Here is an 18,582-nt window from a genome sequence, read left to right as displayed (position 1 = left end):
CCGACACATCGAAGGTGTACGGCGTCTTCTGCACCACCCGATCACCCAACGCCCACCCGAACGCATCCAGGCCCCACCACAGGCGGTTGAGCACCGCACGATGAGACACCGTCACACCCTTGGGCACACCCGTCGAACCCGAGGTGAACAACGTATACAACGCATTGTCCAACGACAACGGCCCCAGACGCTCAGCATCGGTCACCGCAGCCGTCGACAAATCCACCTCACCGGTGCAATCCACCCCGATCGTCCGGACGTGCTCGCCCCAGGCAGTCACCTCACCGGACCCTTCGAGACGCCGTCGGTCGGCTCCTTCGTCGCCCGACGACAGCTCCTCAGGGATCAAGATGCGCGCATCGGTCAAGACGATGCCCACACCCGCGGTCTCCAACATGTACTGCACACGATCAGCCGGAGCATCGGTGGCGATCGGCACATACTGACCACCAGCAGCCACCACCGCATGAATCGCAACCACCATCTCCACACTGCGATCGATACACACACCCACCGCTACATCCGGACCCACACCAGACGAAATCAACTCACGCGCAAGCACACTCACCCTCGCCGACAACTCGGCATAAGAAACACTGCGCCCCTCGAACCACAACGCCGACGCATCCGGCGACCGAACCACCTGCGCCGCAACCGCATCAGCCACCGAACCCGCGGGCACAACAACCTCAGCACCCACCGAACGATCAAGCACCAGAGCACGATCAGCATCAGCCAGCAGCGCCGCATCACCCACGGCCACGGCCGGGTCGGCGGTCAGTTCTTCTGCCAGACGGATGAAACGTCGCGACAGTTCCGCGATCGTCGGCTCGTCGAACAGGTCGGTGGCGTAGCGCAGCACACCGGACCACGGATGGCCGGCATCGCCGGACGACACGATCACAGACAGATCCAGTTGCGCCGGAACCTGATCCAGCTCCACTGGAGCGATCTGCAGATCACCGACCGCGACGTCGGCGTCGGCGACCGATGCCGCCGGATTGAACGAGAGCATCACCTGAGCCAGCGGCGCGAACGCCTCCGACCGCACCGGATCAACAGCCTCCACCACCGACTCGAACGGCACATCCGCATGCTCGAACGCATCCAGATCACTGAGCCGAACCTGATCGAGCAACTCCTCGAACGACATTGACGACGGGACATCGGCCCGCAACACCAACGTGTTCACGAACATGCCGACCAACCGGTCAAGCACCGCCTGGCCACGGCCGGCGGTCGGCGTCGACACCGCGATATCCTGCGACGCGCTCAGCCGGGCCAGCAGGACGGCCAGCACGGCATGGACCACCATGAACTCGGTGACGCCGTAGCGGCGGGCGATCTCCCCGAACCGCTCCGACACGTCGGCGGGGAACTCGAAGCCGAAGTCGGCGCCGCGGTAGGACGCCACCAGCGGGCGCGGACGATCCGCGGGCAAGTCCAGAACGTCCGGCAGGCCGGCGAGCTTGTCCTTCCAGTAGCCGAGCTGGCGGCCGATCACCGACTCGGCATCGTCAGCGGACCCGAGGACCTCGTGCTGCCAGATCGCGAAGTCGGCGAATTGCACCGGCAAGGGGGTCCAGGACGGTGAATCGCCCTGGGTGCGCGCGGTGTACGCGGCGACGATGTCGGTCACCAGCGGCAGCATCGACTCACCGTCGATACCGATGTGGTGGGCGACCACCGCCAGGAGGTACTCGCCGGCCGGGGTGGCGTCATGGTGCTCGTCTCGCCGGACCCTTCGCGACCCTCGCTCCTTCGTCGCATCGGCCTCAGGGATCAAGAAGGTGGTACCGTCCTCCCCCGCTCCCTGAGGAGCCGAGCCGCTAGGCAACACGCCTCCCCCCGCTCCCTGAGGAGCCGAGCCGCTAGGCGAGGCCTCTTGCCCTGCTCCCTGAGGAGCCGAGCCGTTAGGCGAGGCGTCACGAAGGGTCACCCGCAACGGCCACTGCGTCGTCACATCAAAACCGGTTGTTGCCGAGGCGAACAGCGCGTCGTCGGTGTCGACGACCTGCCAGATGCCGCGGGCGTCGAACTCGGCGATGTCGCCGACCTGCTGGAACGGCACGCCGTCGTCGGACGGGAACGACGTGCGGAGTACCTCGTGGCGTTCGAGCACGTCGATCACGGACTGCCGCAACGCATCCACATCGAGCGAGCCTGTCAGGCGCAGGACCGCCGGAATGTTGTAGGTCGCCGCCGTCGGATCGAACCGGTTGATGAACCACACCCGTTGCTGGGCGAACGACAACGGAATCCGTGCCGGGCGTGGCTCGACCGCGACGATCGGCGACAGCGCCTCGGCATTGCCCGCGACCGCGGCGGCGAGCGCGCGGACCGTCGATGCGGTGAACACCTCGCGCACCGAGATATCAACGCCGAGAGCCTCTCCGGCCTGCGCAGCCAAGCGCATCGCCGACAGCGAGTTGCCGCCGAGGTCGAAGAAGGAGTCGGTCACACTGATGCGGTCGAGGCCGAGAACGTCGGTGAACGCCTTCAGCACCGCCAGCTCCGCGGCGGTCTGCGGTGCCACCACACCCTCGCTGTGCGCCCCGAACTCAGGATCGGGCAAGGCGTCGCGGTCCAGTTTGCCGTTGGCGGTCAACGGCAGTGCTTCCACGATGAGCACCAGCGTGGGCACCATGTACGCGGGCAGTTGCCGTGCCGCAGCGGTGATCACGTCGTCGGCGACCACGTCGCGTCCGCCGTCGGCGACGACATACCCGACAAGGGTGTCGCCGGACGGTCCGTCGACGATGCGGACGGCTGCACCCACCACGCCGGACGCGGTCAGCAGCGCCGCCTCGATCTCGCCGAATTCGATACGGAATCCGCGCAATTGGACCTGCGCGTCGCCGCGGCCGAGGTACTCGATGTCGTTACCGACACGTCGCGCGCGGTCGCCGGTGCGGTACATCCGCGAACCGTCCCCGGCGAACGGGTCGGCGACGAAGCGCGTCGACGACAGGTCGGGGCGGCCAAGGTAGCCCTGGGTGAGTTGTCCACCGGTGACGTACATTTCACCCGGAACACCAACCGGAACCGGTCGCAGCCGATCGTCGAGGATGTGAATTCCCAGCGACGCCAGCGGGCGCCCGATGTACGAGGCGTCGTCGGCCGACACCGAGTCGGAGTCGAGTTCGCGGTAACTGACGTGAACCGTGGTCTCGGTGATGCCGTACATGTTCACCAGGCGCGCATCGTCGGCGGGGAATGCGTCGTACCAGCGCCGCACGTGTTCGAAACTCAGTGCCTCGCCGCCAAATACGACGTATCGCAGCCGCAGGTCGACGGGATTGCGACGGCGGGCGTCGATCAGCTGGTAGAACGCAGACGGTGTCTGGCTCAGCGAGGTGACGCCTTCGGCGGCGAGAAGGCCGACGAACCGGTCGATGTCGCGGGCCACGTCGCGGTCGACGATGACGCAGCGACCGCCGTAATACAGTGCCCCCCACAGTTCCCACACCGAGAAGTCGAAGGCGTACGAATGGAACATGGTCCAGACGTCGTCGGCACCGAACTCGAAGTCGCCTGCGGTGGTGTCGAGCAGCGTGACCACACCGCGGTGGGTGACCTCCACACCCTTGGGCAGGCCGGTCGAACCGGACGTGTAGATCACATAGGCCCGCGAATCAGCCGGGACGGCAACGGGACCCAGTGGCGACGCGCCGCTGTTCGCCGACACCAGCGTGCGGACGTCGACAGCCTCGACACCGTCCGGCACCGCTGCCCACAGTTCGTGACCGGCCGACGAATCGTCGGTCAGGACGACGGCCACGCCCGCGTCGGACACGATGTGCGACAGGCGCGCGACCGGGTTGGTGAGGTCGAGCGGCACATATGCGGCGCCCGCCTTGAGGACACCGATGATCGCGGTGACGAGGTCGGTGGTGCGGGCGGTGGCCACACCCACCAGGTCGCCGATGGCGGTGCCGCGTGAGATCAGGCCCGCGGCAACCGCATCCGAGTCCCGATCGAGTTCTGCGTACGTCAGTGCCGCGTCACCGGCGGTGACGGCGACCGAGTCACCGTGCGCCGCTGCGGACGCGGTGAACAAATCCACTAGAGTCGCACCGGAATGTTCGGTACGAGTGACTGGCTCGGGCAGGCTCCCGAGAAGGCGCCTGTCGTCGGAAAGGAGCAGGTCGACATCGCCGACGACCGTTGCGGGGCGTTCGGTCAACGCATCCAGCATGCGGACGAATCTGTCGGCGAGAGTGCTCATCGTCGGCTCGTCGAACAGATCGGTCGCGTACGTCAGCACACCTGTCCAGTCCTGCCCTTCCGGGGCGGAGGACACAACGACTCGCAGGTCCTGCTGCGCGGCAACCACCGGTGATTCGGCGGCGACGATCTCGAGACCGGAGATCTCGACGGGTGCCGAGCCCACCGACGCGATCGGGTCGAACGAGAGCATCACCTGCGCGAGGGGCGCGAACGCTTCGCTACGTACCGGGTCGACGGCCTCGACGACCGATTCGAACGGAACATCGGAGTATTCGAGGGCGTCCAGATTGGTGACCCGCACCTGGTCGAGCAACTCGGCGAACGGCTTTCCGGTGTCGACAGCGGTCCTCAGTACCAGCGTGTTGACGAACATGCCGATCAGCGGGTCGAGCGCGGCCTGACCGCGGCCGGCGGTCGGGGTGCCGACCATGATGTCGCCGGTGGCGGTCAGCCTGGCCAGCAGCGCGGCGAGCGCGGTGTGCACCACCATGAACGGGGTGACGCCGAATTCGCCTGCCACAGCGGCGACCCGGTCCGATACGCGGGCCGGGATCCCGAAGGTGACGTCGGCGCCGGCGTACGAGGCGACCGCCGGACGTGGGCGGTCGGCGGGCAGCTCGAGAACGTCCGGTGCACCGGCAAGTTGACTGCGCCAGTAGCTGAGCTGGCGGCCGATCACCGATTCGGCGTCGTCGGCCGAACCGAGCACCGTGTGCTGCCAGATCGCGAAGTCGGCGAACTGCACTTCGAGCGGTGCCCAGTCCGGTGAATCACCTTGAGCGCGAGCGGTATACGCGGTCACGATATCCGTGACCAGGGGCAGGATCGATTCGCCGTCGGCGGCGATGTGGTGGACGGTCAGCGCGAGAACGAAGTCGCGGTCACCGCCGGACAGCAGACGCACCCGCAGCGGCCACTGCGTGGTCACATCGAAACCGTCGGTCACCGAGGCGAGCAGTTCGTCGCGGGTGCCGACGACGCGCCACACGTCGTGGCTGTCGAAGTCGGCGATGTCCCCGACCACCTGGTGGGGTACGCCAGCCCGTGCCGGGAACACTGTCCGCAGCACCTCGTGCCGTTCGAGCACGTCGATCACGGCCTGCCGCAGCGCATCTGCGTCGAGGTCGCCGGTGAGGTTCAGGACCGCGGGGATGTTGTAGGTGGCCGCGGTGGTGTCGAACTGGTTGATGAACCACATCCGCTGCTGAGCAAACGACAACGGCACCAACTCCGGACGCGGATCAACCCTCGTGATCGGCGCCAAAGCCACACCATGACCGGACGTCGCCGCGATCAACTCACGCACACTCGGAGCCTCAAAGATGTCCCGAACAGACACCTCCACCCCGAGAACCTCACCAGCACGAGCAGCCAACCGCATCGCCGACAACGAGTTACCACCGACATCGAAGAACGACTCGGTCACCGACACCCGATCGGTACCCAACAGGTCGGCGAACACACCGGCCAAGCGCTCCTCGACGGCACCGTCCGGCGCCACGTACTCCTCGGAAACAGCACCGAAATCCGGAGCCGGCAATGCCTTCCGATCGAGTTTGCCCGCCGAATTCAGCGGTACGTCATTGATGAGCATCCACACCGTCGGCACCATGTACGACGGCAGTGCCTGTGCCACAGCAGCCTTCACCACGTTGACATCCACCGATGCCGGCGACAGGTAGGCCACGAGATGTTCGGCGCCGGAGTCGGTTGCCGCCACCGTCACCGCCGCATGCACCACACCCGGCACACCGGAGAGGACCGCTTCGATCTCACCGAGCTCGATCCGCTGACCCCGCAACTTCACCTGGAAGTCGGTACGACCCAAGTACTCGATATTGCCGACTGCGTTCCAGCGCACCGCATCACCGGTGCGGTACAGACGCGAACCTTCCACCCCGTACGGATCGGGAACGAACCGCTCAGCAGTCAAACCCGGCTGCCCCGCATATCCGCGCGCAATCTGCACGCCACCGAGATACAACTCTCCCGGAACACCCGCGGGCACCGGCTTGAGCCTGTCATCGAGCACAAGAGTCTCGGTGTTCCACACCGGCACACCGATCGTCACCGACTCCGGAGCATCCGACACATCAGCCCACGCCACCTCAACCGCAGCCTCAGTCGGACCGAACAGATTGTGAATACCTACGCTCGGCCACACCGCATGCACCTGGGCGACGACAGCAGCAGGCAACGCCTCACCGGAGGCGAACACCCACTTCAGAGAAATCAACTGCGCCAAACGATCCCGATCCACCACATCCACGAACACCGACAACATCGACGGCACGAAATGCACCGATGTCGCAGCAGTCTCCGCGATCAGATCCGCAATATACGCAGGATCGGCATGACCACCAGGACGAGCGATCACCAACTCCGCGCCCGCGAACAACGGCGCGAACAATTCCGGCACCGACACATCGAACGTGTACGGCGTCTTCTGCACAACCCTGTCCCCCACCGACCACGGGAACACATCCAGACCCCACCACAAACGGTTCAACACAGCACGATGCGACACCGTCACACCCTTGGGCACACCCGTCGAACCCGACGTAAACAGGGTGTACAACGCATTGTCCAACGACAACGACGCCAGCCGCTCAGCATCAGACACCGGAGCCGTAGCCAGATCCACCTCAGTGGTGCAATCCACCACGATCGTGCGGACCTGCTCACCCCATGCGCTCGTCTCACCGGACCCTTCGTGACGCGATCGGCTCGCAAGCTCGCCCGACCGCTCCTCAGGGATCAAGAAGTCGGCAGCTGTCAGGACGATCCGCACACCCGCGGCCACCACCATCGACCGCACACGATCAGCCGGAGCATCCGTGGCGATCGGCACATACTGACCACCAGCAGCCACCACCGCATGAATGGCCACCACCATCTCGATGCTGCGGTCGATACACACACCCACCGCGGTATCCGGGCCCACACCCGACGAAATCAACTCACGCGCAAGCACACTCACCCGAGCAGACAACTCGGCATAACAGACACTACGCCCCTCAAACCACAACGCCGACGCCTCCGGCGACCGAACACACTGCGCCACAACAACATCAGCCACCGAACCCACAGGCACAACAACCTCAGCACCCACCGAACGATCAAGCACCAAAGCACGATCAGCATCGGCCAGCAACGCCGCATCACCCACGGCCACTTCGGGTTCCGCTGTCAGCACGTCCAGCAGTCGCACGAATCGGTCGGCCAGCTCGGCCATCGTCGGCTCGTCGAACAGGTCGGTCGCATAGCGCAGCACGCCGGACCACGGTCGGTCGGCACCGCCGGAGGACACGACCACCGAGAGGTCGACCTGTGCGGGAACCTGATCCAGGGTGACGGGGGCGATCTTGAGATCGCCGACCTGAGCCCTGGCCTCAGCCACCGACGCACCGGGGTCGAACGAGAGCATCACCTGAGCCAGCGGCGCGAACGCCTCCGACCGCACCGGATCAACAGCCTCCACCACCGACTCGAACGGCACATCCGCATGCTCGAACGCATCCAGATCCGACACCCGAACCTGCTCCAGCAACTCCTCGAACGACATCGATGACTGAACGTCGGTGCGTAGCACCAAGGTGTTCACGAACATGCCGACCAACCGGTCGAGCACTGCCTGACCGCGACCGGCGGTCGGCGTCGACACCGCGATGTCCTGTGTGGCAGTCAATCTGGCGAGCAGCACCGCCAATGCGGCGTGCACGACCATGAACTCGGTGACGCCGTAGCGGCGGGCGATCTGCTCGATCCGCTCCGACACCTCGTCGGGGACGGCGAATCCGAGGTCGGCACCTCGGTACGAGGCGACCAGCGGGCGCGGGCGGTCAGTGGGCAGTTCGAGGACGTCCGGCAAGCCGGTGAGCTTGTCCTTCCAGTAGCCGAGCTGGCGGCCGATCACCGACTCGGCATCGTCAGCGGAGCCGAGGACCTCGTGCTGCCAGATCGCGAAGTCGGCGAACTGCACCGGCAAGGGCGTCCAGGACGGTGCATCGCCCTGGGTGCGTGCGGTGTACGCGGTGACGATGTCGGTCACCAGCGGCAACATCGACTCACCGTCGATACCGATATGGTGGGCGACCACCGCCAGGAGGTAGTCGCCGGCCGGGGTGGCGTCATGGTGCTCGTCTCGCCGGACCCTTCGTGACCCTCGCTCCTTCGTCGCATCGGCCTCAGGGATCAAGAAGGTGGAACCGTCGGCCTCAGGGGTCAAGATGGGGGATGCGTCGGTGTTGCGGAGGATAACTCGGATAGGCCATTGCATCGTTACGTCGAAGCCTGTTGTCGCCGCGGCGAAGACGTCCTCGTCGGTGGCGACGATCTGCCAGATGCCGTGGTCGTCGAACTCTGCGATGTCGCCGACCCACTGGAACGGTATACCGTTCTCGGCGGGGAACGAGGTGCGCAGGACCTCGTGGCGTTCGAGGACATCGATCACGGCCTGCCGCAACGCATCCACGTCCAGTTCGCCGGTCAGGCGGAGGACTGCGGGGATGTTGTAGGTGGCGCCGGATGTCTCGAAGCGGTTGATGAACCACATCCGCTGCTGGGCGAACGACAACGGGATGCGCGCAGGACGCGGATCGGCAACGGTTACCGGGACCACGGCAGCGCCGTGACCCGATGTGCCGGAGATCAATTCGCGGACACTCGGCGCACCGAAGATATCCCGGACGGACACCTCGACACCCAGTACCTCCGACGCACGCGCGGCCAGCCGCATCGCCGACAGGGAGTTGCCACCCAGGTCGAAGAACGACCCTGTCACCGACACCCGCTCAGCGCCGAGCACGTCGGCGAACACTGTCGCCAACGACTCCTCGACCGGGTTCGCGGGCGCGACGTACTCGGCCTCGACGGACCCGAAATCGGGTTCGGGCAACGCCTTCCGATCCAGCTTGCCCGCCGAATTGAGCACCACATCATCGATACCCACCCAAACAGTAGGCACCATATACACCGGCAACGACGCCGCCACCGCAGCCCGCACCACCTCGATATCCACCGACGCAGGCGAGACATAACCGATCAAATGCTGATCACCGGTCGGCGAATCAATCACCGTCGCAGCCGCATGCACCACACCCGGCGCCGACGCGATCGCCGACTCGATCTCACCGAGCTCCACTCGCTGACCACGCAACTTCACCTGGAAATCGGTACGGCCCAAATACTCCAACACACCATCAGTACGACGCCGCACCAAATCACCGGTCCGGTACATACGCGAACCAGACTCACCATAAGGATCGGCCAGGAAACGATCAGCCGTCAGATCACCACGCGCAGCATAACCACGCGCCAACTGCACACCACCCAAATACAGCTCACCGGGCACGCCGGCGGGAACCTGGTGGAGCCTGCCGTCGAGTACCAGTGACGTGCTGTTCCACACCGGGATGCCGATCGGCACCGACGCGTCGGAGGCCGATGCCCGTTCGATGTTCTCGTAGGTGATCTCGACCGCGGCCTCGGTGGGACCGTACAGGTTGTAGAACAAGATCTCCGGCAACGCCGAACGCACGTCGGCGGCTACCGCGGGCGGTACGGCCTCACCGGTGAGCGAAATGATACGCACCGAATCCATTGCCGAAATACGTTGTGTTCCCACCACATCGACGAAAACCGAGAGCATCGACGGCACGAAGTGCACCATCGTCGCCCGGGTCTGCTCGATCACCTCGGCCACGTACAGCGGCTCGGTGTGGCCACCGGGTTTGAGGATCACCATCCGCGCCCCCACCATCAGCGGCGCGAACAGTTCCGGCACCGAGACGTCGAAGGTGTACGGCGTCTTGAGGATGACCGTGTCTGTGTGATCGATCGGCAGTTCGTCCAGGCCCCACCACAGACGGTTCAGTACCGCCTCGTGCGGGAGGGTCACGCCCTTGGGGCGGCCGGTGGAACCCGAGGTGAACAGGGTGTAGATGGCGTTGTCCGGTGACACCGGGGCGATGCGCTCCGCAGCGGTGACCGGTGGTGTGGTCAGGTCGATGTCGCCGTCGCAGGAGACGACGAGGGTGCCGACACTCCCTACCCTCGAAACCATGTGAGCGGACGCGTCGGTGACCAGGACCAGATCCACACCGGCGGTGTCGACCATGTATTGCACACGGTCGGCGGGCGTATCGGTGCCGAACGGCACGTACTGGCCGCCCGCGGCCACGATGGCGTGGATGGCCACGACCATTTCCACGCCGCGGTCGATGCATATACCGACCGCGACGTCAGGTCCGATACCGGACGAGATCAGTTCACGCGCAAGGGTATTGACGCGGGCACCGAACTCGGCGTAAGAGACACCACGCCCCTCGAACCACAGCGCCGTCGCCTCCGGTGACGACGTCACCTGCGCGGCAACCACATCCGTGACGAGCAGCGGCGACACCTCGACATCGGCGCCCGCCGAACTGCCGAGCACCCGCGTCGTCTCGTCGGTGCCGAGCAGCTCCGCATCACCAACGGCGGCGTCGGGATCGGCGGTCAGCGCCGCGATGAGCCGGACGAAACGATCCGACATGCTCGCGATCGTCGATTTGTCGAACAAGTCTGTGGCGTAGCGCAGAATGCCCGACCACGGCCGGTCGGCGTCGCCGGTGGACACCATCACCGCCAGATCCACCTGTGCGGGCACCTCGTCGACGGCGACCGGCTCCATCCGCAACCCGCCGACGTCGACGCCGGCATCGGCGACCGACGCCGCCGGATTGAACGACAGGATCACCTGTGCCAGTGGCGCGAACGCTTCGGACCGCACCGGATCAAGTGCCTCGACAACCGCTTCGAACGGCACGTCGGCGTGGGTGAACGCCTCGAGGTCGGTGGCCCGGACATTGTCGAGCAACGTCGCGAAGGACTCGCCGCCCGACACCCGGGCCCGCAGGACGAGGGTGTTGACGAACATACCGACGAGCGGGTCGAGCACGGCCTGACCGCGGCCTGCGGTGGGCGTGGCCACGGCGATGTCGTCCGATGCGCTCAGCCGCGCCAACAGCACCGACAGCGCGGCGTGGACCACCATGAACTCGGTAGTACCGAATCGCTTTGCGGTGGCGGTGATCGCGTCGGAAACCTCGCGCGGGAAGTCGAAGGAGTGGTCGGCGCCCAGGTAGGACGCCACCCGGGGGCGCTGCCGGTCGGCAGGAAGTTCCAGGACGTCCGGAAGGCCGGCGAGTTGCTCGCGCCAGTAGCCGAGTTGTCGGCCGATGACCGATTGGGTGTCGTCGGCGGAGCCGAGGACCTCGTGCTGCCAGATCGCGTAGTCGGCGAACTGCACCGACAAGGGCGTCCACGACGGTGAATCACCTTGTGTGCGTGCGCGGTACGCGGTGACGATGTCGGTCACCAGCGGGAGCATGGACTCGCCGTCGAGGCCGATGTGGTGGGCGACTACCGCCAGGAGATACTCCTGGCCGGCCGAATCGGCCTGTGCCAGCCTGACCCGAATCGGCCACTGCGTTGTGACGTCGAAACCGGTTGTAGCGGCGGCGATGACGCCGTCCACCGAATCGGCGATCTGCCAGATGCGGCGGTCGTCGAACTCTGCGATGTCGCCGACCCGCTGGAACGGTATGCCGTTCTCGGCGGGGAACGAGGTGCGCAGGACCTCGTGGCGTTCGAGGACGTCGATCACGGCCTGCCGCAACGCATCCACGTCCAGTTCGCCGGTGACATTCGGCCCGCTCGCTTCGCTCCCGGCGCCGGTCAAGCGCAGGACGGCGGGGATGTTGTAGGTGGCGCCCGACGCGTCGAAGCGGTTGATGAACCACATCCGCTGCTGGGCGAACGACAACGGGACGCGCGCCGGACGCGGATCGGCGACGGTGACCGGAACGAGCGCGGCTCCATGTCCGGACGTGGCCTCGATCAGCTCGCGGACGCTCGGCGCACCGAAGATGTCGCGGACCGACACCTCGACCCCGAGCGTATCCGAGGCCCGCGCCGCCAGCCGCATCGCCGACAGCGAATTGCCACCCAGTTCGAAGAACGACCCGGCCACACTGACCCGATCGACACCGAGGACATCGGCGAACACCGCCGCGAGAGTCTCCTCAGCAGGTGTCCGCGGCGCGGTGTACTCGGCCTCCACGGACCCGAAATCGGGTTCGGGCAACGCCTTCCGATCCAGCTTGCCCGCCGAATTGAGCACCACATCATCGATACCCACCCAAACAGTAGGCACCATATACACCGGCAACGACGCCGCCACCGCAGCCCGCACCACCTCGATATCCACCGACGCAGGCGAGACATAACCGATCAAATGCTGATCACCGGTCGGCGAATCAATCACCGTCGCAGCCGCATGCACCACACCCGGCGCCGACGCGATCGCCGACTCGATCTCACCGAGCTCCACTCGCTGACCACGCAACTTCACCTGGAAATCGGTACGGCCCAAATACTCCAACACACCATCAGTACGACGCCGCACCAAATCACCGGTCCGGTACATACGCGAACCAGACTCACCATAAGGATCGGCCAGGAAACGATCAGCCGTCAGATCACCACGCGCAGCATAACCACGCGCCAACTGCACACCACCCAAATACAGCTCACCCGGCACCCCGGCCGGAACGCGCTGCAGCCGGGCGTCGAGCACCAGCGAGGAACTGTTCCAGATCGGCACGCCGATCGGCACCGAACCATCGGATGCCGACACCTGATCGATGTTCTCGGCGGTGATCTCGATGGCCGCCTCGGTGGGGCCGTAGAGGTTGTAGAACAGGATGTCCGGCAACGCTTCCCGCACATCGGCGGCCACCGCGGGCGGAACCGCCTCACCGGTCATGGAGATGATGCGCACCGAATCCATCCGCGAAATCCGGTCCACACCCACGACGTCGACGAACACCGACAGCATCGACGGCACGAAGTGCACCATCGTCGCCCGGGTCTGCTCGATCACCTCGGCCACGTACAGCGGCTCGGTGTGGCCACCCTCCTTGAGGATCACCATCCGCGCACCGACCATCAGCGGCGCGAACAGCTCCGGCACCGACACGTCAAAGGTGTACGGGGTCTTGAGGATCACGGTGTCGGCACCGTCGATCGGCAGTTCGTCCAGGCCCCACCACAGGCGGTTCACGACAGCGGCGTGCGGCAGCGTCACGCCCTTCGGCTTGCCGGTGGAACCCGAGGTGAACAGCGTGTAGATCGCCGCGTCGGGGCGGGTCGGGGCGCCGCGTTCGGCGTCGGTGACCGGAGTGGTGGTCAGGTCCGCCTCACCATCGCAGGAGACGACGATGGTGCGGACATCGCCGGCCTGCGGGGTTTCGAGAGCGGACATGTCGGTGACCAGGAAAAGGTCGACGCCTGCGGTCGCCAGCATGTATTCGACGCGGTCGGCGGGGGTGCCCAGACCGATCGGCACGTATTGGCCACCGGCCGCGACGATCGCGTGGATCGCGACGATGAGTTCCACCGACCGCGGAATGCACAGCGCCACCGCCGAATCCGGACCCACACCGTACGAGATGAGCTCGCGGGCAAGCGTGTTGACGCGTGCCCCGAACTCCGCGTAGGAGACACTTCGCCCCTCGAACCACAGCGCGGGTGCGTCCGGGGTCGCCGCGACCTGCGCCGCTACGGCGTCGACGATCGAACCCGCGGGAATCGCGACCTCGGCACCCCACTCGCGGCCCTCGACCTCGGCGAGGCCGGCGTCGTCAAGCAGGTCGATGGCGGCTACCGGCAGTGCGGGGGCGGTCGCGATGGCGCGCATGATCTGAGTCAGCGCATGGGCGAACACGGCGATCTGGTCGTCGCCGAACGCCTGCGGCAGGTACTTGAGGCGGACGAGGAGTCCGTCGCCGTCCGGTGCGGTGACCATGTTCAGCGGATAGTGCGTGGAGTCGCTCGCCCGGACGTCCGTGATCGACAGCCCGCCCGTGGCCGAGGCATCGTCGGTGGCCAGCGAATCGGCGTTGACCGGGTACGACTCGTGGATGGTCAGCGTGTCGAAGCCGATCGGCCTGCCGGCGGCCGCGGCGATCGCGGGCAGACTCAGGTACTGGTGGTCGAGGACCTTGATCTTGTCGGACTGCGCCCGTCCGATCACCTCACCGATGGAGGCGTCCGGATCGACGTCCACCACCGCGGGCAGGGTGTTGATGAACAGACCCACCATCGTTTCGACCCCGTCGAGGTCGGCGGGCCTGCCCGATACCGTCTCACCGAAGGTCACCACCCGATTGCCGGTGAGCCGGGACACCAGCACCGCCCAGGCCACCTGGACGACCGTGGCCAGAGTGGAACCATATTCTCGTGCAACCGATTCCAGCAGGGAGGTGGTCTCGGCGTCGAGGTGGGTCTCGTAGTCGCGGGGCAGCGCGTCGGCCTCCGGTACCTGGCCGGCGGCTACCATCGTCGCGCCCTCGACAGGGGCGAGGACCTCCCGCCACGCGGCCAGACCCTGCGCCCGGTCGCGACCGGCGATCATCGTCAGGTAGTCGCCGAAATCACCTGTCGCACCGCCGGATGCCACCGACGTGTACGGGGTTCCGGTCGCATAGACGGCCAGCACGTCGGCCAGGACCAGCGGTGCCGACCAGCCGTCGAGAATGAGGTGATGGTTGGTCACCACGAGTGTCGACGATGCACCGTGCCGGACGAGCACGAACCTCAGCAGCGGCGGGGCGGCCAGGTCGAACGGCTGCACGCGCTGCGCGGCGACGATCGACTCGATCCGTTCGGCGACAACATCTTCGGCGCCATGTTCATCGAGATCGACGACGGTCCAAGGCAGTTCGGCGTCGGCTGCGATGGCGGCGACCACCGCGCCGCTCGGGGCGGCGACGAACCGCGACCGCAGCACCCGATGATGGTCGACGACCTTCTGGGCCGCTGCCCGCAGCCGGTCGGCGTCGGCACCGGTCAGCGTCAGAACCGCCTGTGCCACATACACATCCACCTGACCGCTGTCGATGGCCAGTTGCGACTGGAAGTACAGACCGCCCTGCAGCGGCGACAGCGGCCACAGGTCGGCATCGGGGAAACGTGCTTCCAGATCATCGACGTCGACCTGGGTCAGTTCGGCCCCCGGAATATCGGATGGACTGTAACCGACTTGTCCCCCAACAGATTCGACGTACTCGGCGACCTCGGCCAGATAGTCCTGCCAGTGGCCGGCGATCTCGCGCGCGTCGGCCTCGGACATGATCGTGGTCAAGTACCCCAGGCTCGCGACGAGTTCGCGGCGGCCGTCGTGGGTGGCGATACCGGCGTCGAGCCGGACCGCGGACGTAGCGACCATGCCGCCGGAGATCGTGCCCGGCAACGCATACGGCTCTTGTGCCGGCGCGAACGGAACCAGGGCGGCAGCCGAGTCGTTGTCGGCGCGCACACCGCGGTTGCCGCCGTAGTTGAACGACACCGCGGGCAGGCCGCGGTCGGCGAAACGTTCGGCATGTGGGCCGAACAGCAAGGGGGTGAAGGCGATTCCGTTCTCCGGCTCGGCGAGGAACGCCTCTTTGGTCTGCTTGATCAGTGCGCGCGGCGACTCGTCGGCCAGGTCGAGACCGACCGGGGCGAGCGCCGTGAACCAGCCGACGGTGCGGGCCAGGTCGGCGCCGGGCGCGATCTCCTCGGCCCGGCCGTGTCCCTCCAGCAGGATCGACAATCGTCCGCTGTCGTGCCCGTGTGCGGCGGCCCAGCGATCGACGGCCACGGCGAGCGCGGCCACCATCGCCTCCGACGCGCCGGCACCGAATGCCTCCGGCACCGTGGTCAGCAGGCGTTCGGTGACGTCGGCGGATACGGTGACCGACACCTCCCCCATGGCGCGTTCCCGGTCGGAGGCGCGATCGAGGGCGCGCCCGAACCATTCCCGCGTGGTGGGCAATTGCTCACGCCAGTAACCGATCTCGTCGTCGCGTTCAGTACCGAGATCGGCGAGGACCTGCGACCATCTGCGGACCGAGGTGCCCTCCGCGTTGAGCGAGACCGCCTGTCCGGCCCAGATCTGCCCGGCGGCCACCACGAGATCGGCGATCACGGTTTGCCAGGACACGATGTCGACGACGGCGTGGTGAATCGCCAGGACGAGACGGCCGTCGGAACCGTCGGCGGGCAGCACGCCCGCAGCCGCGATCATCGCGCCCCGGGTGGGATCGAGCCGACCGATGGCCTCGGCGTGTGCCTGTTCGACAGCCAAGGCGAAGACATCCGTGCCGGGCGCGGCAGCCACCGAATGCATCGTGATCGCCTGTGCGGCATCGAATTCAGCAGCACCCGCGATCATCGACCAGGTGTCGCCGGACGCGGTGAGGGTGGCGGAGAGCATCGGATGGTTGGCGACCATCGCCGTGAGTACCGCACCGATTCCGTCCACGCTGCTGCCGGCCGGCAGTGCCAGCACCTGCGACTGCGAGAAATCAGCGAAATCTTCTGCAGTGTCGCTTCTTTCGAGCATCCACCGAACCATCGGCGGCAGAGTGACCTCGCCGGCGGGTCCGCCGGGCAACTCGTCGAGGACCACCGATTCGCGCATCCCCACCGCATGAGCCAGTGCGCGAACGGTTTTCAGCTCAAAGACGTCGCGGGGGCGAAGTTCGTAGCCGGCCGAACGCAACGCCGACGACAACTGGATCGACATGATCGAGTCGCCGCCGAGTGCGAAGAACGAGTCGGTGGCGCCGACCTGATCATGGCCGACGAATCCGGCGATGATCGCGGCGATCGTCTGCTCCACCTCGCCCACCGGGGCGACGTATACCGCTTCGACGATCGCCGACGGGGCCGGCAGCGCGTCGCGGTCGAGTTTGCCGCCCGGGGTCAGCGGCATCTCGTCGAGCGCGATCAGCTGCGCCGGCACCATGTGCGCCGGCAGCGTCGTCGACACCGCGGCAAGGACGGCGTCGGCGTCGATGCCGTCGGGCGCCACCACGTATCCGATGAGACGGGTGCGGCCGGAGGCGGCATCGTCGATACCGAGCACGAGGGCGCCTGTGACGCCGGGCTGATCGGTCAGCACCGACTCGATCTCGCCGAGTTCGATGCGCTGGCCGCTGATCTTGACCTGATGGTCGGCGCGGCCAGCGTACTCCAGATCACCGGACGAATTGACCCGCACCAGGTCGCCGGTCGCGTACATCCGCGAACCGGGTTCGCCGAACGGGTCGGCGACGAACGAGGTGACGGTGGCGCCGGGTTTGTTCAGGTAGCCGCGGGCCAGGGCGGGCGCCGACAGGTACAGCTCACCCACCACGCCCTGCGGCACCTGATGCAGCCGGGCGTCGAGAACATAGGTGGTGAATCCGACGATGCCGCGGCCGATGGTGACCGGTTTGCCGGGCAGCAGCCGCGCGCGGGTCGCCCACACGGTGGCCTCGGCAGGCCCGTACACGTTGAAGATGCGGCGACCGCGCGCAGCCCAGCGCTCGACCACCTCCGGTGGGCAGGCCTCGCCGCCGATGGCCAGATGTTCGACGGTCTCACCGAAGTCCGGGTCGACGGTCGCGAGCACCGTCGGGGTGATGATGACGTCGGTGACCTCGTTGTCCTCGATGACCTCACCCAGTGCGTCACCGGCATAGTCGGCCTGCGGCGCCACCACGAGCGTGTGGCCGGCCAGGACGGCCGCGGCCATCTCGACGACGATCGGGTCGAAGCTGGCTGATGCCAGGTGCAGGATGCGGGTGTCGGGGTTGTCCTCCCGCGGTCCGGTGACCTGGGCGTAGGTCTCCATCAGGTCGGCGATACCGGCGTGGGTGACGCTGACGCCCTTGGGCCGGCCGGTGGAACCGGAAGTGTAGGTGACGTAGGCGAGGTTGCTCAGCCGGACCGAACCATTCAGCTCGACGGCGGTCAGGTCGTCGCCGGACAGGGAGTCGTCGTCAAGATCGTCGAGGCCGAGCCATTCGCGGTCACCGTCGCCCAGACGCGACCGGGTCACCTCGTCGGTGATGCCGATGGTGACCGCCGAGTCCTCGAGCATGTACTCGATGCGGTCGAGCGGATACGACGGGTCGATGGGCAGGAAGGCCGCCCCGGACTTGGCGATACCCCACACGGCGATGACCGACTCGGCGGACCGGTCGAGCGCGACGGCGACGACGCTCTCGGCACCCGCACCGCGCGCGATGAGCGACCGGGCGATCCGGTTGGTGACGGCCTCGAACTCCGTGTAGTCGAGTTCGGTGTCGCCGCAGATGACCGCGGGATGGTCGAGATCCAGATCACGCCGCGCCAGCAGATCGATCAGCGTCCCGGCCTCGACGATGTTGCCCGGGTTGCCGCTGGTCGGATCGTTCGTGGTCGCCATTGTGTGTGGCACTCCTTCGCCCATTCTCACTGCTCGTGCATCCCCGGCCGCCCCTGTGGGGGAGACCTGGC

At 66.5% G+C, this 18,582-nt stretch carries 1 protein-coding gene; it reads right to left on the bottom strand.

Annotated features, from left to right (window positions below; all coding sequences use genetic code 11):
- Positions 1-18,511 (bottom strand): non-ribosomal peptide synthase/polyketide synthase (locus Q0627_RS09990; RefSeq protein WP_298809432.1); only part of this gene is annotated, 18,511 nt, incomplete at its 3' end.
- Positions 18,512-18,582 lie beyond the last annotated feature (71 nt).

The organism is uncultured Gordonia sp. (genome assembly GCF_937858515.1).
In the GTDB taxonomy this organism is placed as follows: domain Bacteria; phylum Actinomycetota; class Actinomycetes; order Mycobacteriales; family Mycobacteriaceae; genus Gordonia.
Note: the sequence above shows the minus strand (reverse complement) of the source record. Positions and strands in the feature narration are given on the sequence as shown.